This is a genomic window from Bacillus sp. XT-2, assembly GCF_025696525.1.
Lineage (GTDB): Bacteria > Bacillota > Bacilli > Bacillales > Bacillaceae > Bacillus > Bacillus halotolerans.
This window is the reverse complement of the sequence record NZ_JAHVOC010000003.1, coordinates 309,865-329,339: the sequence shown is the minus strand read 5'-3', so window position 1 is coordinate 329,339 and position 19,475 is coordinate 309,865. Positions and strand designations below refer to the sequence as shown.

The window sequence follows — 19,475 nt, the reverse complement described above, 5'->3', positions numbered from 1 at the left end:
TCATATGACAAAGCGATGGTTTAATGTCGGTAAAATTGTAAATACCCACGGAATTAAAGGCGAGGTGCGGGTCATTTCAAAAACGGATTTTGCCGAAGAACGGTACAAGCCGGGCAACACGCTGTATTTGTTTATGGACGGACGCCAAGAACCGATAGAAGTAACGGTAAACACGTACAGGCTGCATAAGCAATTTCATCTGCTGCAGTTTAAAGAAAGACAAAGCCTGAATGAAGTAGAGGAACTGAAAAACGCCATCATCAAAGTTCCTGAAGAGGATTTGGGTGAGCTGAATGAAGGAGAATTTTATTTCCACGAAATTATCGGCTGTGAAGTTTTTACCGAAGAAGGCGAACTGATCGGAAAGGTGAAAGAAATTTTAACACCGGGAGCCAATGATGTATGGGTAATCGGGCGTAAAGGTAAAAAAGACGCGCTGATCCCTTACATTGAATCAGTCGTTAAACAGATTGATGTCAGCGAAAAGAAAATTGAGATTCAACTCATGGAAGGATTAATAGACGAATGAAAATCGATTTTTTGACGCTGTTTCCTGAAATGTTTGAAGGGGTGCTCGGTTCATCCATTCTTCAAAAAGCCCAAGAAAAAGAAGAAGTGCAGTTCCAGATCGTCAATTTCCGGGAGTATTCTGATAACAAGCATAATACAGTGGATGATTATCCTTACGGTGGCGGAGCAGGTATGGTTCTGAAGCCTCAGCCTGTTTTTGACGCGGTTGAGGATCTGGCCTCAAAAGCCGACAGTCCGCCGCGCGTTATCCTCGTCTGCCCGCAAGGTGAGCGTTTCACTCAAAAAAAAGCCGAGGAATTGGCAAAGGAAGAGCATTTGCTGTTTATCTGCGGTCATTATGAAGGCTATGATGAGCGAATCCGCGAGCATTTGGTGACAGATGAAATATCAATTGGCGACTTCGTTCTGACAGGCGGTGAGCTGCCTGCGATGATGATTGCTGACAGTGTCGTCAGGCTGCTTCCGGGTGTGCTTGGCAAAGAGGCTTCCCACATAGAGGATTCGTTCAGTACGGGGCTCTTGGAGCATCCGCATTATACAAGACCGGCAGATTATAAAGGTTTAAAAGTGCCTGAAACACTTCTATCAGGAAACCATGCTAAAATCAAAGAATGGCGGAATAAAGAATCGATCAGAAGAACCTATTTAAGACGCCCGGATCTTCTGAAAGACTATCCGCTTACAGAGCAAGAAAGAAAATGGATTTCTGAATGGGAAAAAGAATAGATTTTATTGCATAGGCTATGAAATTGTGATAAGATACTACTTGTGGCTTGAACGGGCTTATCCGTTGAAAGCTTGAAAACGATGTTCCGCTGTGCCGGGTTTTGAGGCCAAGAGCATCTGTTGGAAGGAGTTGAAAACGATGCAAAAACTAATTGAAGATATCACAAAAGAACAGCTTCGTACTGATCTTCCTACGTTCCGTCCTGGTGACACTTTACGTGTACACGTAAAAGTTGTTGAGGGTAACCGTGAGCGTATCCAGATCTTTGAAGGTGTTGTGATTAAGCGTCGTGGTGGTGGAATCAGCGAAACGTTCACAGTTCGTAAGATTTCTTACGGTGTTGGCGTTGAACGTACTTTCCCTGTACACACACCAAAAATCGCGAAAATCGAAGTTGTACGTTACGGTAAAGTACGCCGTGCTAAGCTTTACTACCTGCGTGAACTTCGCGGAAAAGCGGCTCGTATTAAAGAAATCAGACGATAATGATAACGAACGAAAAGAGCTTGTTACCAGTAACAAGCTCTTTTTTTATACAGAATTTGAAAATGCCGGTCAGGCATCGTAAAATACATAAAGAACAACTAAGAATCTTGCACACTTAGAAGATAAAGGCGGTGTTCGTGTCACATGACAATCCAATGGTTCCCTGGCCATATGGCAAAGGCAAGACGGGAAGTAACCGAAAAATTAAAATTAATCGATATTGTATATGAACTGGTAGATGCCAGAATCCCGATGTCATCAAGAAACCCAATGATTGAAGACATCTTGAAAAATAAGCCGAGAATTATGCTGTTAAATAAAGCTGACAAAGCAGATGCGGCAGTCACACAGCAGTGGAAAGAGCACTTTGAGAACCAAGGAATCCGCTCTCTGTCTATTAATTCTGTAAATGGCCAAGGATTAAATCAAATCGTTCCGGCTTCAAAAGATATCCTGCAGGAGAAATTTGACCGGATGAGAGCAAAAGGTGTAAAGCCAAGAGCGATCCGGGCGCTGATCATCGGCATTCCGAACGTCGGAAAATCAACGCTTATCAACCGGCTGGCAAAGAAAAACATTGCGAAAACCGGAGACAGACCGGGTATCACAACATCTCAGCAATGGGTCAAAGTCGGAAAAGAATTAGAGCTTTTAGACACTCCGGGGATTTTATGGCCTAAATTTGAGGACGAGCTTGTCGGATTGAGGCTGGCAGTCACAGGGGCTATTAAAGACTCGATTATCAATCTTCAGGATGTTGCCGTGTTTGGCCTCCGTTTTCTCGAAGAACATTATCCTGAACGGCTTAAAGAACGCTACGGGCTCGATGAGATACCCGAAGACATCGCGGAGCTGTTTGATGCAATAGGTGAAAAACGCGGCTGCCTCATGAGCGGTGGGCTTATTAACTACGATAAAACGACTGAAGTGATCATTCGTGATATCCGCACAGAAAAGTTCGGGAGGCTGTCATTCGAACAGCCGACGATGTAAAGACGCGCAGAAATGCGGGTCTTTATTTTTTCCTGACAGGACCGATACATACAGTAAGGGAGAAGAGAAAGTGAATACATTAACCGTAAAAGACATTAGAGACCGTCTGCAAGAGGTAAGAGATGACCAGGACCCATTTCTTGCCCAGTGTGAAAATGATCCGAGAAAAAGCGTACAAGCGCTTGTAGAGCAATGGCTGAAAAAGAACGCAAAGGAAAAAGCGCTAAAAGAACAGTGGGTGAATATGACCTCCTATGAAAGGCTTGCGAGAAACAAGGGGTTTCGTTTTATTGCAGGAGTAGACGAAGTAGGCCGGGGCCCATTGGCAGGGCCGGTTGTCGCCAGCGCAGTCATCCTTCCTGAGAAATGCGAAATACTTGGGCTCACAGACTCAAAAAAGCTTACAGAAAAAAAGCGTGAGGAATATTACGATCTCATTATGAAAGAAGCTGTGGCAGTCGGTATAGGAATTGTAGAAGCAGCTGTTATTGATGAGATCAATATTTATGAAGCCTCAAAATTGGCAATGGTCGAAGCAATCCGCGATTTGTCCGATACACCCGATTATTTGCTCGTTGACGCGATGACACTGCCGCTCGATACGTCTCAGTCTTCAATTATAAAAGGTGATGCCAAAAGCGTGTCTATCGCAGCAGGTGCGTGTATTGCGAAAGTAACGAGAGACCGGATGATGAGCGCATATGCCGAAAAGTATCCGCAGTACGGCTTTGAAAAAAATAAAGGCTATGGGACAAAAGAGCATCTTGAAGCGCTCGCAGCTTATGGACCGACCGACTTGCACCGGAAAACTTTCGCTCCTGTTCAATCTTACAGATAATCTAATGGACAAGGAGGCACCTTTTGAAATGAACATACGAAATGATGTACAGCAGGCGCTCAAAAACCTTTTTGGAAACACTGCAGCTCCGCAGGAAACATCAAATACACCCGACGAATCAAATACCGTAAAGCGTCTCCTTTTAGGAAAAGTGCTTCGTTTATTAGGGGACCAGCATGCACTGATCCAAGTAGGGAATCAAACGATTCAAGGCAAACTTGAAACCCAGCTTCGTCCTCAGGCGTATTACTGGTTTTCCTACGAAAAAAAAACAGCGGAACAGACAGGCCGTCTCCAGGTTGTTCAAAGCTTTGACCAAAATCCCAAAACCATTCAGGATGCTGCGGGCAAGCTTCTGAACGCTATTTCAGTGAAGCCGTCAAACGCATCCCTTATGCTGGCAGGCGCAATGCTGAAAAGCAAAACACCCATCACAGAAAATGATATCAAAACAGCCGTCCGCTGGATGGACACGCTGCCTGCGACAGACACAAAAAAAGCCATCGAAACAGTTTTATTTGCCTTAAAGCGGGATCTTCCCGTTCACCCCGATGTTTTGAGCGGAGTTCATGCTGTCAAATCGCCTGTACCGCTCCATCAGCACTTATCTCAGCTGATTCAGGCTATTCATCAAAATCCTCAGACGAGCCAGGCGCTGACAAAGCTAAAAGAAGCCGTTACGGCACTTTTTAATAGCGAAACAGATGTCCATGCAGAACGTCTTATCGAGAAGCTTATCTTGTTAACGGATCATAACAGATCTGCCTCTTCAGTCAGTACAGCTGGAAGCCGGGAGCTTAGCGCAGCAGACGGCTCCGCAGGAAAGGCAGACTGGGCGCCTGCAAACCCGCAGGAGCAGCAGCGAAACACACGAGACGGTGCCGCTAAAACTGTCTCAGACATTCCAATGAAAGAGGCAGGAAGGCTGCTGGCCACACTGACGGAAGCTGCGGATAAAAACGGCAATCCAATCGTAAAAGAAGCAGCGAATTGGATAAAGGCTGTTGTTTCCTCTAGTCAAAATAAGCCTGAGTCAGCAGCATCTGCTTTGCAGACCGCGCAAGTCACGGATCAAGAAGCAGAAGTGTTTTTAAAGGCTGTTCAGCAGACAGCTCCTAATTTGGCGGATAAGGCAGATGTTCTTTCCTTCTTATCCAAAGTGAAAATGGCAATAGGCGCTCGAGATGAGCTTGCTTTTATTAAAGCGTTTGAACAAGGTGCCGCAGTGCTGCCCGATGATATTCAATCAGTTAAGATGGCTCTTCATGCTGCCAGAGCGTCACATGAGTTAGCGGAACCTGTCAAACAGGAAGCGGATCAGCTCTTCCATAAATTAAACGGTCAGCTTCTCATGCAGCAGGATCATCCTTCCTACAGCCAAATTGTGATGTCATTTCCGATGTTTTCAAAATCGGGGGTTCAGGACATGACTGTTCTGTTTAAAGGACAAAAAGAAGCGGATGGAAAGCTCGATCCTTCCCATTGCCGGCTCTTGTTTTTACTGCAATTAGATACGTTAAAAGAAACAGTTGTTGACTGCCTGATACAGCAGCAAGTCATGACGATTACAATTGAGACGGACTTTGAACTTCAGCCGGCAATCGATCCGATGGTGCCCGCCCTCAAGCAATCGCTCAAAGAAATGGGCTACAGTCTTTCAGGAGTTAACGCTAAAAAACGCCTTCAATCTGATGAAAAGGCTACAATTGATCAATACATAACAAGCATCAGTGATCAGGGAGTGGATGTGAAAATATGAACGAGCAAACGCCTTTAAGAAAAGCCATAGCTCTCCATTATGACGAAAAAATAGACAAGGCGCCAAGAGTAATTGCAACCGGGAAGGGCCATGTTGCTGACAACATTATCAAAGAAGCTAAAAAGGCGGGGGTCCCGATCCAAGAAGATCGGACCCTTGTCGAATTAATGCGCCATTTGACTGTAGATGACCAGATCCCGGAAGCACTTTATGAAACAGTAGCCGAGATTTTTTCTTTCATTTACAGATTGGACGAAAGTGTAAAAAATAAAAAATAGCTAAAATATTCCCCATTCTCCGCTTGAAATTTATGTTTTTAATAAAATAAAAGTTTGAATGTTTAGAAGGATTTTAAGATTTTGCATCGAACTCTAGACAATTCTTCCAGTATTATATAGAATGAAAGCGCAGTCTATTTTTAGTTTTGTTACATAAGTTAGGAGGATGGGAAATGAATATCCATGAGTACCAGGGAAAAGAAGTCCTCAGAAAATATGGGGTATCTGTTCCTGAAGGTAAAGTGGCTTTTACAGCAGAAGAAGCAGTTGAAAAAGCAAAGAGCTTATCCAGCTCAGTTTATGTCGTAAAGGCTCAAATTCATGCTGGCGGTCGAGGCAAAGCTGGTGGGGTAAAAATAGCAAAATCATTAGACGAAGTAAAAGCGTATGCCGAAGAACTTTTAGGTAAGACCCTCGTTACGCATCAGACAGGTCCGGACGGGCAAGTAATAAAACGCTTACTTATTGAAGAAGGCTGCGATATTAAAAAGGAATACTATGTGGGATTAGTGCTTGACCGTGCCACTTCAAGAATTGTTCTGATGGCCTCTGAAGAAGGCGGAACAGAAATTGAAGAAGTAGCAGAGAAAACACCGGAAAAAATCAAAAAGGCTGTCATTGATCCGGCTGTTGGCCTCCAAGGCTATCAAGCTAGAGAAATTGCATTCGCTATCAATATTCCAAAAGAGCTTGTGGGGAAAGCTGCTAAATTTATGCTTGGACTATACAAAGCGTTTGTTGAGAAAGACTGCTCAATCGCCGAAATCAATCCTCTCGTTGTAACTGGAGACGGGAATGTGATGGCGCTTGATGCGAAATTAAATTTTGACAGCAACGCATTATACAGACAAAAAGATATTATGGAATACAGAGATTTGGACGAAGAAGATCCAAAAGAAATTGAAGCGTCTAAATACGATCTGAGCTACATTTCCCTTGATGGAAATATCGGATGCATGGTAAACGGCGCTGGACTAGCAATGTCCACGATGGATATCATTAAACATTATGGAGGAGAACCGGCCAACTTCCTTGATGTCGGGGGCGGCGCAACCGCAGAAAAAGTCACGGAAGCATTTAAAATCATTCTTTCTGATCAAAATGTTAAAGGGATTTTCGTCAACATTTTCGGAGGCATTATGAAATGTGATGTCATCGCAGAAGGGGTTGTTGAAGCGACAAGACAAGTCGGTTTAACATTGCCGCTTGTCGTCCGTCTTGAAGGAACAAACGTGGATCTAGGGAAGAAAATCCTTAGTGAATCAGGATTAAATATTACATCTGCGGAATCCATGGCTGACGGCGCGCAGAAAATCGTATCTTTAGTATAGGAAAGAATGAAAGGCAGGGGACCAAATAATGAGTGTTTTTATCAATAAAGATACAAGAGTTATTGTACAAGGGATTACAGGTTCTACCGCTTTATTCCATACGAAGCAGATGCTTGAATACGGCACAAATATCGTGGGCGGTGTGACACCTGGAAAAGGCGGAACTGAAGTGGAAGGGGTACCTGTATTTAATACAGTGGCTGATGCAGTTCATACGACTGGCGCAAATGCGTCTGTTATCTATGTTCCGGCACCGTTTGCAGCTGATGCAATTATGGAAGCGGTAGATGCGGAGCTTGATCTGGTCATTTGCATCACAGAGCATATCCCGGTTTTAGATATGGTAAAAGTGAAACGCTTCATGGAAGGCAAGAAAACGAGATTAATAGGACCGAACTGTCCTGGCGTCATCACGCCTGATGAATGTAAAATCGGCATTATGCCCGGATATATCCATAAAAAGGGTCATGTAGGCGTTGTTTCGCGTTCAGGAACATTAACATACGAAGCAGTACATCAGCTGTCAGAAGCGGGTGTAGGACAGTCTACAGCCGTTGGGATCGGCGGCGATCCTGTAAATGGAACCAACTTCATTGACGTTTTAAAAGCGTTTAACGAAGATCCTGAAACACACGCTGTCATCATGATCGGCGAAATCGGCGGCACAGCTGAAGAGGAAGCTGCTGAGTGGGTAAAAGCCAACATGACAAAACCGGTAGTCGGATTCATTGGCGGTAAAACAGCACCTCCAGGGAAGCGCATGGGGCATGCAGGCGCCATCATTTCCGGCGGAAAAGGCACGGCTGATGAAAAAATCAAAACACTTAATGAATGCGGAATCGAAGTTGCAGAGACACCTTCTGTCATGGGAGAAACATTAATTAAAGTGTTGAAAGAAAAGAATTTATTTGAAACGTGCAAAACTCATTAATAGAGAAGGGACAGCCATCTTGGCTGTTCCTGCTTTTGCTGTTAAAAGGAGGTTCTCATATTGGATCAGGCCGCTGCCTGTTTAATCACTTGCAGAATCAACCAATTACTATCCCCGTCTCTTCTATTAAAATGGTGGAAAGCTGATCCGTCATTGTCACTGTCAAATCCTTCATGTGCATTAGAAACAGCTTCGCGCGGCAAAGTAAAGGCTGCGGCACTAAAAAATAAAATAGAAGAACAGTATCCAAAACTTCAGCATTTACTCTCTGTATATCAACAGCAAGGCATTAAAGTCATCCCAATATCCTCAGATCAATATCCATTCTGGCTGAAAACCATTTATGATCCGCCTCCCGTGCTGTTTGCAAAAGGTGATATATCCCTTCTTTCTCAAGGGAGAAAAATAGGAATTGTAGGTACGAGACATCCGACAGCCTATGGAATCCGGGTTGTCAATCATCTTACAATAGAGCTTTGCCATAAAAAGTGGGTGATTGTCAGCGGGCTGGCGTCTGGGATTGACGGATTGTCCCATGCTGCAAGTATTAAGGCGAAGGGGCGGACAATCGGAGTCATCGCAGGCGGATTTCAGAACATTTATCCTCGAGAAAATCTTCAATTAGCAGAACACATGGCTAAACACCATCTTGTTCTGTCAGAGCATCCACCTGAAACCAAACCCCAAAAATGGCATTTCCCTATGAGAAACCGTATCATCAGCGGGTTAAGTGAGGGCATTATTGTTGTGCAGGGCAAAGAAAAAAGCGGTTCTTTGATTACCGCATACCAAGCGCTGGAACAAGGGAGAGAAGTATTTGCCGTACCCGGTTCTGTATTTGATCCTTACGCCGGAGGTCCTATAAAATTGATTCAAGAGGGGGCTAAAGCCATATGGTCAGCAGAGGATATTTATGCAGAGCTTCCTGAGAAAAACGTTCAATATACGGAACCCTTTTGAATTATCGTTTGACAAACAGCATTGTAATATTTAATAATAGTGAGGATTTAAAGTTGCATATTGTTTTCTATTTAAATAATGACGTTCATCATAAAGAATGAAATGTTGAAAGCCAAATAAAGACAGCTGCAAATATAAAATAAAATTTGAAATACTTGAAGAGAGAGAACACCTCTTGAGGGGGATGAAAATGTCTGATTATCTAGTCATCGTGGAATCGCCCGCTAAGGCGAAAACGATTGAACGTTACTTAGGTAAAAAATATAAAGTGAAAGCATCAATGGGACATGTCCGGGATCTTCCAAAAAGTCAAATGGGAGTTGACATAGAACAAAATTTCGAACCGAAATATATAACCATTCGAGGTAAAGGTCCGGTACTAAAAGAGCTGAAAACGGCTGCCAAAAAAGCTAAAAAAGTTTATCTCGCAGCCGACCCCGACAGAGAAGGGGAAGCGATTGCATGGCACTTGGCCCACAGCCTTGATTTAGATCTTCATTCAGACTGCCGTGTTGTGTTTAACGAAATTACGAAAGATGCAATTAAAGAATCATTTAAGCATCCCCGCATGATCAATATGGATTTGGTGGATGCACAGCAGGCGAGACGTATATTAGACAGGCTCGTCGGATATAAAATCAGCCCAATCCTTTGGAAAAAAGTCAAAAAGGGACTCAGCGCTGGCCGTGTTCAATCTGTTGCCCTCCGTTTAATTATTGATCGTGAAAAGGAAATTAACGACTTTAAGCCAGAGGAATATTGGACAATAGACGGCACGTTCTTAAAAGGACAGGAGACGTTTGAAGCGGGCTTTTTCGGTAAAAACGGCAAAAAACTCCCTTTAAAGAGTGAAGCGGATGTAAAGGACATACTTTCTCAGCTCAAAGGCAATAAGTATACAGTTGAAAAAGTAACTAAAAAGGAACGTAAACGTAATCCGGCCTTGCCATTTACAACTTCCACCCTTCAGCAGGAAGCAGCGCGTAAGCTCAATTTCAGAGCGAAGAAAACGATGATGATTGCGCAGCAATTATATGAAGGAATTGATCTTGGAAAAGAAGGAACTGTCGGTCTGATCACATATATGAGAACGGATTCAACCCGCATTTCCAATACAGCAGTTGATGAAGCGGCAGCGTTTATTGATCAAACGTACGGAAAAGAGTACTTAGGCGGCAAAAGAAAGCCCGCTAAAAAGAATGAAAATGCTCAGGATGCCCACGAAGCGATCCGCCCGACGTCGGTTCTCAGAAAACCAAGCGAATTAAAAGCAGTCCTTGGCAGAGATCAGCTGAGACTGTATAAATTAATTTGGGAACGTTTTGTTGCCAGCCAAATGGCATCTGCTGTCTTAGATACAATGAGTGTTGATTTGACAAACAACGGTTTGACTTTTCGTGCAAACGGAAGTAAAGTCAAGTTTTCCGGCTTTATGAAAGTGTATGTTGAAGGCAAAGACGATCAATTGGAAGAAAAAGACCGGATGCTGCCTGACTTGCAAGAGGGAGACACTGTTTTATCTAAGGACATAGAACCGGAACAGCATTTTACCCAGCCGCCTCCGCGCTATACTGAGGCCCGTTTGGTTAAAACGCTTGAAGAACTCGGGATCGGCCGTCCTTCCACTTATGCTCCGACGCTTGATACGATTCAGCGGCGCGGGTACGTTGGTTTGGATAATAAACGATTTGTTCCCACAGAATTAGGGCAGATCGTGCTTGAGCTGATCATGGAATTTTTCCCTGAAATCATTAACGTTGAGTTTACGGCAAAAATGGAAAAAGACCTTGATAATGTTGAGGAAGGCAATATAGAATGGGTACAGATTATTGATAACTTCTATACCGATTTTGAAAAGCGTGTGAAAAAAGCCGAATCAGAAATGAAGGAAGTAGAAATTGAACCAGAATATGCCGGAGAAGATTGTGAATTGTGCAGTTCTCCTATGGTGTATAAAATGGGCCGATACGGTAAATTCTTAGCTTGCTCCAATTTCCCCGATTGCCGGAATACAAAGCCGATTGTCAAACAAATCGGTGTGAAGTGTCCGAGCTGCGGAGAAGGAAATATTGTTGAACGAAAATCGAAAAAGAAACGGATTTTTTACGGCTGTGACCGTTATCCGGACTGTGAATTCGTTTCCTGGGACAAACCAATTGAACGAAAATGTCCGAAATGCGGAAAAATGCTTGTTGAGAAAAAGCTCAAAAAAGGCATACAAGTCCAATGCGTGGAATGCGATTATAAGGAAGAACCACAGAAGTAGCGGTGAGCAGGGTCTTGCTCACCTTCTTTGTGTGTTAAAAGAAAGCAATGAATAATAAACTAGGAGATGTGAAAGATGAACCAACAAACAGTGAATGTAATCGGAGCCGGACTCGCAGGCAGTGAAGCGGCGTGGCAGCTTGCCAAACGGGGGATTCAAGTCAGATTATATGAAATGCGCCCAGTCAAACAGACGCCTGCCCATCATACTGATAAATTTGCAGAACTGGTATGCAGCAACTCTTTACGCTCCAATACACTTGCTAACGCTGTAGGTGTACTAAAAGAAGAAATGCGTGCGCTTGATTCAGCAATTATTGCTGCGGCTGACGAATGCTCAGTGCCTGCCGGCGGCGCACTCGCGGTAGACCGGCATGAATTTGCGGCAAGTGTGACAAACCGGGTGAAAAACCATCCCAATGTTACCGTCGTTAATGAAGAAGTAACAGAAATACCTGAAGGACCAACGATTATCGCAACTGGTCCGTTAACTTCAGAATCATTGTCTGCACAGTTAAAAGAGCTTACTGGAGAGGACTATTTATACTTCTATGATGCAGCTGCGCCTATCGTAGAGAAAGAAAGCCTTGATATGGATAAAGTGTATTTGAAATCCCGTTATGACAAAGGAGAAGCGGCTTATCTAAACTGTCCGATGACAGAAGAAGAGTTTGACCGTTTTCATGAAGCTTTGACATCAGCGGAAACTGTGCCGTTAAAAGAGTTTGAAAAAGAGATTTTCTTTGAGGGCTGCATGCCGATTGAAGTAATGGCAAAACGAGGAAAGAAAACAATGCTTTTCGGACCGATGAAGCCAGTGGGATTAGAGCATCCTGTTACCGGAAAACGTCCATATGCAGTCGTTCAGCTCAGACAGGATGATGCGGCGGGAACTCTCTATAATATTGTAGGATTCCAAACTCATTTAAAATGGGGAGACCAAAAGGAAGTCCTCAAATTGATTCCCGGACTTGAAAATGTGGAAATCGTCAGATACGGTGTTATGCACAGAAATACATTCATTAATTCTCCAAGCTTGTTAAAGCCGACTTACCAATTTAAAAAACGGAACGATTTGTTCTTCGCAGGACAAATGACGGGAGTAGAAGGATATGTGGAATCGGCTGCTTCTGGGCTTGTAGCAGGTATTAATGCGGCTAAACTTGTTTTAGGAGAAGAGCTTGTCACTTTTCCTCAGGAAACAGCAATAGGCAGTATGGCTCACTATATTACAACAACAAACCAGAAGAACTTCCAGCCGATGAATGCAAACTTTGGGCTTTTGAAAGATTTGCCTGTTAAAATTAAAAATAAAAAAGAGCGTAATGAACAGTACGCAAATCGGGCGATCGAGACAATTCAAACAATTTCGAAAACAATATAGGTATTGATTGCAACTTGATCGCGATTTGTGATACCATTTAAAAGCCCTTCCTGGGGAGGTATTTGGCATGGAGAATGTTAAGAATTTCGTAAAGTTATTCGTTGAATATTTACAAATTGAAAAAAATTATTCACAATATACTATTGTGAATTATGTGGATTCAATTGAAGAATTCGAGACTTTCCTGCGCGTTCAAGGTATAAATGGATTTGAAGAAGTTGCATATCAAGATACTAGAATTTTTTTGACCGAAGCCTATGAAAAAGGTTTATCGAGAAGAACAATCAGCAAAAAAATTTCTGCATTGAGAAGCTTTTACAAATTTCTGATGCGAGAAAAGCTTGTTGATGATAACCCGTTCCAGCTTGTTCATCTGCCGAAACAAGAGAAACGGATACCGAAGTTTCTATATCAAAAAGAGCTTGAGGAACTGTTTGAAGTTTCAGATATAAGCCAGCCGACCGGCATGAGGGATCAAGCGCTATTAGAGCTTCTCTATGCCACCGGAATGAGGGTCAGTGAATGCTCTTCCATAAGTGTTCACGATCTTGATTTATTTATGGATACAGTGCTTGTTCACGGGAAAGGCAAGAAGCAGCGTTATATCCCTTTTGGGTCTTACGCCCGCGAAGCGTTGGAGTTATATATGAATAGCGGAAGACAGTGCTTGCTGAAAAAAGCAAAAGAACCTCATGATCAATTATTCGTGAATCAAAGAGGCGGACCGCTTACAGCCCGAGGCATTAGGCACATTTTAAGCGGGCTTGTCAAAAAAGCGTCCGGCACTTTACATATCCATCCGCATATGCTTCGACATACGTTCGCCACTCATCTATTAAACGAAGGAGCAGATTTGAGGAGCGTTCAAGAACTGCTCGGGCATTCCAATCTGTCTTCGACACAGATATACACGCACGTTTCGAAGGAAATGTTGAGAAACACATATATGTCTCACCATCCAAGAGCTTTTAAGAAAAATTAAAGGAGGCCCTTTATGTCATCTTTTCATGCGACCACAATCTTTGCAGTACAGCATAAGGGACGAAGCGCAATGTCCGGAGACGGTCAAGTTACATTTGGTCAGGCTGTTGTAATGAAACATACTGCGAGAAAAGTAAGAAAACTGTTTAACGGCAAGGTTCTCGCAGGATTTGCGGGATCTGTTGCAGACGCTTTCACTCTATTCGAAAAGTTCGAAGCGAAACTTGAAGAATATAATGGCAACTTAAAACGGGCTGCTGTTGAGCTTGCAAAGGAATGGCGAAGCGACAAAGTGCTTAGAAAGCTTGAAGCCATGCTGATCGTTATGAATCAAGATACCTTGCTTCTCGTATCGGGAACTGGTGAGGTTATCGAGCCGGATGACGGCATTCTGGCAATTGGATCAGGCGGCAATTACGCTTTGGCAGCCGGAAGAGCGCTGAAAAAGCATGCCGGGGAGAGCATGACTGCAAGTGAGATTGCTAGAGCTGCGCTGGAAACAGCAGGCGAAATTTGTGTATACACGAACGATCAAATCATACTGGAAGAGCTTGAATAGAAAGGACTTGAGGCGCATGGAAAAAAAACCGTTAACACCAAGACAGATTGTAGATCGGTTAGACCAATACATCGTCGGTCAGCAAAACGCGAAAAAAGCTGTCGCCGTGGCATTAAGAAACCGCTATAGAAGAAGTCTCCTGGATGAAAAGCTGAAAGACGAGGTCGTTCCGAAAAACATTTTAATGATGGGGCCTACCGGGGTAGGGAAAACTGAAATTGCCAGACGAATCGCTAAGCTTTCTGGTGCGCCATTTATCAAAATTGAAGCAACAAAATTTACAGAAGTCGGCTATGTAGGCAGAGACGTTGAATCAATGGTCAGAGACCTTGTGGAAACTTCTGTTCGTCTTATAAAGGAAGAAAAAATCAACGAAGTGAAGGAGCAGGCAGAAGAAAATGCTAACAAACGCATTGTTCGCCTGCTAGTCCCAGGGAAGAAAAAACAATCAGGCGTTAAAAACCCGTTTGAAATGTTTTTCGGCGGCAGCCAGCCAAACGGCGAGGACGAAACGGAAAGCCAGGAAGAAGCAAACATTGAAGAAAAAAGAAAACGCATGGCTCATCAGCTGGCATTAGGAGAGCTTGAAGACCACTATGTTACTGTAGAAGTTGAAGAGCAGCAGCCTTCTATGTTTGACATGCTGCAGGGCTCGGGTATGGAGCAGATGGGCATGAATATGCAGGATGCACTGAGCGGATTGATGCCCAAGAAAAAGAAACGCCGTAAAATGACAGTCAGAGAAGCCAGAAAAGTCCTGACGAATGAAGAGGCAAGCAAACTCATCGATATGGATGAAGTCAGCCAGGAAGCTGTCCATCGGGCAGAAGAGAGCGGAATTATCTTTATCGACGAGATTGATAAGATTGCAAAAAACGGTGGCGCGTCATCTTCAGCTGATGTATCAAGAGAAGGTGTTCAGCGTGATATTCTCCCAATCGTTGAGGGTTCTACCGTTGTCACTAAATACGGTTCTGTTAAAACAGACCATGTATTGTTTATTGCAGCGGGAGCATTTCATATGGCCAAACCGTCTGATCTGATTCCTGAACTGCAAGGGCGTTTTCCAATTCGTGTAGAACTGAGCAAACTGACGGTTGACGATTTCGTGAGAATTTTAGTTGAACCCGATAACGCGCTCTTGAAACAATATCAGGCATTATTGCAGACAGAGGGTATATCTCTTGAATTTTCTGACGAAGCTATTCATAAGATTGCTGAAGTCGCCTATCATGTGAACCAGGAAACAGATAATATCGGTGCGAGACGCCTTCATACAATACTCGAACGTCTGTTAGAAGATCTCTCTTTTGAAGCTCCGGATGTAACAATGGAGAACATAACGATTACACCGCAGTATGTGGAAGAAAAGCTCGGAACGATAGCTAAAAACAAAGATTTAAGTCAATTTATATTGTGAAAATTTAATAAGAGGAATGTTTAGGAGGATCATTTATCATGGCTTTATTACAAAAAACAAGAATTATTAACTCCATGCTGCAAGCTGCGGCAGGGAAACCGGTTAACTTTAAAGAAATGGCGGAAACGCTTCGGGATGTAATTGATTCCAATATTTTCGTTGTGAGCCGCAGAGGAAAACTGCTCGGCTACTCTATCAACCAGCAAATTGAAAATGACCGTATGAAAAAAATGCTTGAAGATCGCCAATTCCCAGAGGAATATACGAAGAATCTGTTCAACGTCCCTGAAACATCTTCTAACCTGGATATCAACAGTGAGTATACTGCTTTCCCTGTTGAAAACAGAGACTTGTTCCAAGCTGGTTTAACAACAATTGTGCCGATCATCGGAGGCGGAGAAAGATTAGGTACACTCATTCTTTCACGTTTACAGGATCAATTTAATGATGATGATTTAATACTTGCTGAATACGGCGCTACAGTTGTCGGAATGGAAATTCTGAGAGAAAAAGCAGAAGAAATTGAAGAAGAAGCAAGAAGCAAAGCAGTAGTACAAATGGCAATCAGCTCTCTTTCTTATAGTGAGCTTGAAGCAATTGAACACATCTTTGAAGAGCTTGACGGAAACGAAGGTCTCCTTGTTGCAAGTAAGATTGCAGACCGTGTCGGCATTACCCGCTCAGTTATTGTTAACGCACTCAGAAAGCTTGAAAGCGCCGGTGTAATTGAGTCAAGATCATTAGGAATGAAGGGTACTTATATTAAAGTGCTCAACAACAAATTCCTGATTGAATTAGAAAATCTGAAATCCCATTAATGAATAGAAGAACCTCTTAAAAGGGGTTCTTTTTTTATTCAAATAAAGGAAATCAATAAGCTTTATTTCCTGGGCGAAAAGTCTTTCTTTGTAATAATTTTAATAAAGTTTATTATTTTCTTCATAAAAACAGAAAAATGACGAAATAAATGGGGAAAATACAGAAATTCAGCTATTTTCAGCCTTATATCAATGTAAAAAACGTAGTTCAAATAATCTAGGACTATGTACCTAGTTGTAAAATAGATATATATGAGGACATTTTTTTACACGAACTTCATAGACTTTATGCCTGTTATTTCTTACAATAAGCATATGGTTTTACAAATCTCGACAAGGATATTGAGGGTGAAAAAAACTGAAATGGAGGTAAGTGGATTTGAGCTTATTTTCTGGAACGATACAAAATCTTGAAAATGCCTTGGGCAGAGCGAATATTAAGCAAAAAGTCATAACTAATAATATTGCTAATATAGATACACCGAACTATAAGGCAAAAAAAGTCTCTTTCCAAAATTTATTAGATCAAGAATCCTCTCGTCTCGAATCTATAAAAACGGACTATCGGCATGTTGATTTTTCTGATGCTGATTCAAATTATTCAATTGTAACGAGCGGAGATACATCTTATCAGCAAAACGGAAATAACGTTGACGTTGACAAAGAGATGACAGAACTAGCTGAAAATCAGATTAACTATCAAGCTTTAGTTGAAAGAATGAACGGCAAATTCAATTCTCTGAAGACCGTGCTAACAGGAGGAAAATAATGACAGCTTTTCAAAGCTTAAATGTTTCAGCATCAGCTTTAACAGCTCAGCGCCTCAGAATGGATGTTGTATCGTCTAACTTGGCGAATATGGATACGACAAGAGCCAAGCAGGTAAACGGTGAGTGGGTGCCTTACAGAAGGAAAATGGTTTCGCTTCAGTCAAAAGGTGAATCGTTCTCGTCGATTTTGAATTCTAAAATGAGCGGAAGCGGCAATGTCGGAAATGGGGTAAAGGTTACAAAAATCACTGAAGATAACTCTGATTTTAATCTGGTCTATGATCCGACTGACCCTGATGCAAACGCTGAAGGATATGTGCAAAAGCCGAATGTTGATCCATTAAAAGAAATGGTAGACCTTGTCAGCAGTACGAGATCATATGAGGCCAATGTCACAGCGATGAATGCCTCAAAGGGAATGCTGATGAAGGCTCTAGAAATCGGAAAGTAAGGTGATGAATGTGATCAATGCAATTTCTCCTTTTCAGGTTCAAAATACTCAAAACACTCAAAATGCAACAAATCAATTAAACAATAGCCAAAAAACAGACTCTTCAAATCAAACAAGCTTTTCGGAGCTTTTAAAAAACTCTATAAGTTCGTTAAATGAGTCCCAAGTAGCTTCTGACAATATGACTAATGCCTTGGCTGCAGGAAAAGATGTGAATCTTGATGAGGTCATGATCGCCGCTCAAAAAGCAAGCATCTCTCTGACTGCTGCAACTGAGTTCCGCAACAAAGCTGTGGAAGCATATCAGGAGATTATGAGAATGCAAATGTAGGGGGTCTGACGAGAAAGAGAAAGAGTGGAATGACCGGGGGTTAACATGAATCGTACTCTAATGCAAATGAAAAACAAAACGAGTGAGTTTTGGAAAAATAGATCTAAATTACAAAAGGTTTTAATGATTAGTGCTTTAGCGGCAATTATCATTCTTGCCATTATTATCAGTATTTTTTCTTCTAATCAGAAAATGGCGCCGCTGTACAAAGATTTGTCAGCTGAAGAAGCCGGACAGATCAAAGAGGAATTGGATGCGAAAAAAGTGCCTAGCGAACTTTCAAATGGCGGTACGGTCATTAAGGTTCCGGAAGATCAGGTTGATTCACTGAAAGTTCAGCTGGCGGCAGAAGGGCTTCCTAAAACCGGATCAATTGATTACTCATTTTTTGGACAGAACGCCGGCTTTGGTTTAACAGATAATGAATTTGATATGGTGAAAGTCAAAGCCACACAAACGGAACTATCCAATCTGATTAATGAAATGGACGGTATCAAAAATTCAAAAGTAATGATTAACCTTCCGAAAGACGCTGTCTTTGTCGGTGAAGAGCAATCAGCAGCATCTGCTTCAATCGTCCTGCAGACTCAGCCTGGCTACACTCTGGACCAAAGCCAGATCAACGGATTATATCATCTGGTATCAAAAAGTGTGCCGAACTTAAAAGAAGATAACATCGTCATCATGGACCAGAACTCTACATACTATGACAAAACAGACAGCGGTTCAGGGTCCTACGCTGATAGTTATTCTTCGCAGCAGGGAGTTAAATCCCAAGTTGAAAAAGACATTCAAAAACATGTTCAGTCATTGCTTGGAACGATGATGGGGCAGGACAAAGTTGTTGTTTCTGTCACGGCTGATATTGACTTTACAAAAGAAAATCGCACAGAAGACATCGTCGAGCCTGTTGACAAAGAAAACATGGAAGGCATCGCGGTCAGTGCTGAAAAAGTATCGGAAACATATCAGGGAGACGGCGCAGCTAATGGCGGAACTGCCGGAACCGGTGATGAAGATGTAACAAACTATCAAGCTGACGGTGAAAATACCGAAAGTGGGAACTACGAAAAAAGCAGTAATAAAATCAATTACGAGGTTAATCGAATCCATAAAGAAATAGCTGAAAGCCCTTATAAGGTAAGGGATTTAGGGATTCAAGTAATGGTAGAGCCGCCTGATGCCAAAAACACAGCGTCGCTATCAACTGAAAGACAGGATGATATACAAAAAATCCTTTCAACTGTTGTCAGAACATCATTGGATAAGGATGAAACACAGAACCAGAACCTTTCTGATGAAGATATCAATAATAAAATTGTTGTCTCCGTTCAGCCTTTTGACGGAAAAGTAAGTCTGGATACTGATACAGAAAAATCCTCCGGTATCCCAATGTGGGTATATATCGTAGGGGGCGTATTGATCGCAGTTATCATCATTCTGATCATTATGTTTATCAGAAAGAAACGCGTTCAAGAGGATGAATTTGAGGAATACACGTACGAAGTGCCTCAGGAGCCTATCAATTTGCCTGATATTAATGAAGAGGAAAATGAAACAGAGGAAACAGTCAGACGAAAACAGCTTGAAAAGATGGCGAAAGATAAGCCTGAAGACTTTGCAAAACTGCTGAGAAGCTGGCTGGCCGAGGATTAGGAGGGA

Annotated in this window: 20 protein-coding genes; all 20 read left to right on the top strand. The window is 42.5% G+C overall.

The window, feature by feature from the left end:
- Positions 1–4: 4 nt before the first annotated feature.
- The gene (rimM, locus tag KXD37_RS11380) at positions 5–529 is read left to right on the top strand and encodes a ribosome maturation factor RimM (RefSeq protein ID WP_044155911.1); all 525 of its coding nucleotides are present in this window, start codon (positions 5–7) and stop codon (positions 527–529) included.
- Positions 526–1,257 (top strand): tRNA (guanosine(37)-N1)-methyltransferase TrmD, encoded by a 732-nt coding sequence (trmD, locus tag KXD37_RS11375; RefSeq protein WP_263463532.1) that lies wholly within the window; start codon positions 526–528, stop codon positions 1,255–1,257. The genes rimM and trmD overlap by 4 nt, the downstream gene beginning before the upstream one ends.
- Before the next feature lie 139 nt (positions 1,258–1,396).
- Positions 1,397–1,744, top strand: coding sequence for a 50S ribosomal protein L19 (gene rplS / locus KXD37_RS11370; protein WP_010334229.1), 348 nt, complete (start codon positions 1,397–1,399; stop codon positions 1,742–1,744).
- A gap of 144 nt (positions 1,745–1,888) precedes the next feature.
- Positions 1,889–2,737 (top strand): ribosome biogenesis GTPase YlqF, encoded by an 849-nt coding sequence (gene ylqF / locus KXD37_RS11365; RefSeq protein WP_010334231.1) that lies wholly within the window; start codon positions 1,889–1,891, stop codon positions 2,735–2,737.
- 70 nt (positions 2,738–2,807) lie between these two features.
- The gene (locus tag KXD37_RS11360) at positions 2,808–3,575 is read left to right on the top strand and encodes a ribonuclease HII (RefSeq protein ID WP_106022039.1); all 768 of its coding nucleotides are present in this window, start codon (positions 2,808–2,810) and stop codon (positions 3,573–3,575) included.
- Between the two features lie 28 nt (positions 3,576–3,603).
- Entirely contained in the window at positions 3,604–5,334 is a 1,731-nt protein-coding gene (locus tag KXD37_RS11355) for a hypothetical protein (protein WP_188323727.1), read from the top strand.
- Positions 5,331–5,612: a FlhB-like flagellar biosynthesis protein gene (locus KXD37_RS11350; protein WP_095713833.1), complete on the top strand. Its 282-nt coding sequence runs from the start codon at positions 5,331–5,333 to the stop codon at positions 5,610–5,612. The genes KXD37_RS11355 and KXD37_RS11350 overlap by 4 nt, the downstream gene beginning before the upstream one ends.
- A gap of 173 nt (positions 5,613–5,785) precedes the next feature.
- Positions 5,786–6,943, top strand: coding sequence for an ADP-forming succinate--CoA ligase subunit beta (gene sucC / locus KXD37_RS11345; protein WP_003238568.1), 1,158 nt, complete (start codon positions 5,786–5,788; stop codon positions 6,941–6,943).
- Positions 6,944–6,971: 28 nt separating this feature from the next.
- A complete protein-coding gene (gene sucD, locus KXD37_RS11340; RefSeq protein WP_024121388.1) occupies positions 6,972–7,874 on the top strand; it encodes a succinate--CoA ligase subunit alpha in 903 nt (300 codons plus the stop codon).
- 60 nt (positions 7,875–7,934) lie between these two features.
- Positions 7,935–8,834, top strand: coding sequence for a DNA-processing protein DprA (dprA, locus tag KXD37_RS11335; RefSeq protein ID WP_188323728.1), 900 nt, complete (start codon positions 7,935–7,937; stop codon positions 8,832–8,834).
- A gap of 190 nt (positions 8,835–9,024) precedes the next feature.
- On the top strand, positions 9,025–11,100 hold the full coding sequence (gene topA / locus KXD37_RS11330) for a type I DNA topoisomerase (RefSeq protein WP_188323729.1): 2,076 nt from the start codon (positions 9,025–9,027) through the stop codon (positions 11,098–11,100).
- 75 nt (positions 11,101–11,175) lie between these two features.
- Positions 11,176–12,483 carry an FADH(2)-oxidizing methylenetetrahydrofolate--tRNA-(uracil(54)-C(5))-methyltransferase TrmFO gene (gene trmFO / locus KXD37_RS11325; protein ID WP_151175024.1) on the top strand — a complete coding sequence of 436 codons (1,308 nt, stop codon included), beginning with the start codon at positions 11,176–11,178 and terminating at the stop codon, positions 12,481–12,483.
- A 67-nt stretch (positions 12,484–12,550) separates the two neighbouring features.
- Positions 12,551–13,465: a tyrosine recombinase XerC gene (gene xerC / locus KXD37_RS11320; protein ID WP_106020696.1), complete on the top strand. Its 915-nt coding sequence runs from the start codon at positions 12,551–12,553 to the stop codon at positions 13,463–13,465.
- Positions 13,466–13,477: 12 nt separating this feature from the next.
- Positions 13,478–14,023: an ATP-dependent protease subunit ClpQ gene (clpQ, locus tag KXD37_RS11315; protein ID WP_014663962.1), complete on the top strand. Its 546-nt coding sequence runs from the start codon at positions 13,478–13,480 to the stop codon at positions 14,021–14,023.
- Between the two features lie 16 nt (positions 14,024–14,039).
- Entirely contained in the window at positions 14,040–15,443 is a 1,404-nt protein-coding gene (gene hslU, locus KXD37_RS11310) for an HslU--HslV peptidase ATPase subunit (protein WP_024121393.1), read from the top strand.
- Positions 15,444–15,481: 38 nt separating this feature from the next.
- On the top strand, positions 15,482–16,261 hold the full coding sequence (codY, locus tag KXD37_RS11305; RefSeq protein WP_003220850.1) for a GTP-sensing pleiotropic transcriptional regulator CodY: 780 nt from the start codon (positions 15,482–15,484) through the stop codon (positions 16,259–16,261).
- Positions 16,262–16,640: 379 nt separating this feature from the next.
- Positions 16,641–17,030 carry a flagellar basal body rod protein FlgB gene (flgB, locus tag KXD37_RS11300; protein ID WP_010334244.1) on the top strand — a complete coding sequence of 130 codons (390 nt, stop codon included), beginning with the start codon at positions 16,641–16,643 and terminating at the stop codon, positions 17,028–17,030.
- Positions 17,030–17,482, top strand: a complete 453-nt coding sequence (gene flgC, locus KXD37_RS11295; RefSeq protein ID WP_044155899.1) for a flagellar basal body rod protein FlgC — start codon at positions 17,030–17,032, stop codon at positions 17,480–17,482. Before flgB ends, flgC begins: the two co-directional genes overlap by 1 nt.
- A gap of 10 nt (positions 17,483–17,492) precedes the next feature.
- The gene (fliE, locus tag KXD37_RS11290; RefSeq protein WP_024121395.1) at positions 17,493–17,813 is read left to right on the top strand and encodes a flagellar hook-basal body complex protein FliE; all 321 of its coding nucleotides are present in this window, start codon (positions 17,493–17,495) and stop codon (positions 17,811–17,813) included.
- A gap of 45 nt (positions 17,814–17,858) precedes the next feature.
- Positions 17,859–19,469: a flagellar basal-body MS-ring/collar protein FliF gene (gene fliF / locus KXD37_RS11285; protein WP_024121396.1), complete on the top strand. Its 1,611-nt coding sequence runs from the start codon at positions 17,859–17,861 to the stop codon at positions 19,467–19,469.
- Positions 19,470–19,475: the final 6 nt, after the last annotated feature.

Bases quoted from the DNA above. Each gene is read 5' to 3' on its own strand.
- KXD37_RS11350 (WP_095713833.1), top strand. From the start codon at position 5,331: ATGAACGAGCAAACGCCTTTAAGAAAAGCCATAGCTCTCCATTATGAC.
- flgC (WP_044155899.1), top strand. From the start codon at position 17,030: ATGACAGCTTTTCAAAGCTTAAATGTTTCAGCATCAGCTTTAACAGCT.
- ylqF (WP_010334231.1), top strand. From the start codon at position 1,889: ATGACAATCCAATGGTTCCCTGGCCATATGGCAAAGGCAAGACGGGAA.
- sucC (WP_003238568.1), top strand. From the start codon at position 5,786: ATGAATATCCATGAGTACCAGGGAAAAGAAGTCCTCAGAAAATATGGG.
- trmFO (WP_151175024.1), top strand. From the start codon at position 11,176: ATGAACCAACAAACAGTGAATGTAATCGGAGCCGGACTCGCAGGCAGT.
- rplS (WP_010334229.1), top strand. From the start codon at position 1,397: ATGCAAAAACTAATTGAAGATATCACAAAAGAACAGCTTCGTACTGAT.
- fliF (WP_024121396.1), top strand. From the start codon at position 17,859: ATGAATCGTACTCTAATGCAAATGAAAAACAAAACGAGTGAGTTTTGG.
- KXD37_RS11355 (WP_188323727.1), top strand. From the start codon at position 3,604: ATGAACATACGAAATGATGTACAGCAGGCGCTCAAAAACCTTTTTGGA.
- hslU (WP_024121393.1), top strand. From the start codon at position 14,040: ATGGAAAAAAAACCGTTAACACCAAGACAGATTGTAGATCGGTTAGAC.
- codY (WP_003220850.1), top strand. From the start codon at position 15,482: ATGGCTTTATTACAAAAAACAAGAATTATTAACTCCATGCTGCAAGCT.
- trmD (WP_263463532.1), top strand. From the start codon at position 526: ATGAAAATCGATTTTTTGACGCTGTTTCCTGAAATGTTTGAAGGGGTG.
- clpQ (WP_014663962.1), top strand. From the start codon at position 13,478: ATGTCATCTTTTCATGCGACCACAATCTTTGCAGTACAGCATAAGGGA.
- xerC (WP_106020696.1), top strand. From the start codon at position 12,551: ATGGAGAATGTTAAGAATTTCGTAAAGTTATTCGTTGAATATTTACAA.
- sucD (WP_024121388.1), top strand. From the start codon at position 6,972: ATGAGTGTTTTTATCAATAAAGATACAAGAGTTATTGTACAAGGGATT.
- rimM (WP_044155911.1), top strand. From the start codon at position 5: ATGACAAAGCGATGGTTTAATGTCGGTAAAATTGTAAATACCCACGGA.
- topA (WP_188323729.1), top strand. From the start codon at position 9,025: ATGTCTGATTATCTAGTCATCGTGGAATCGCCCGCTAAGGCGAAAACG.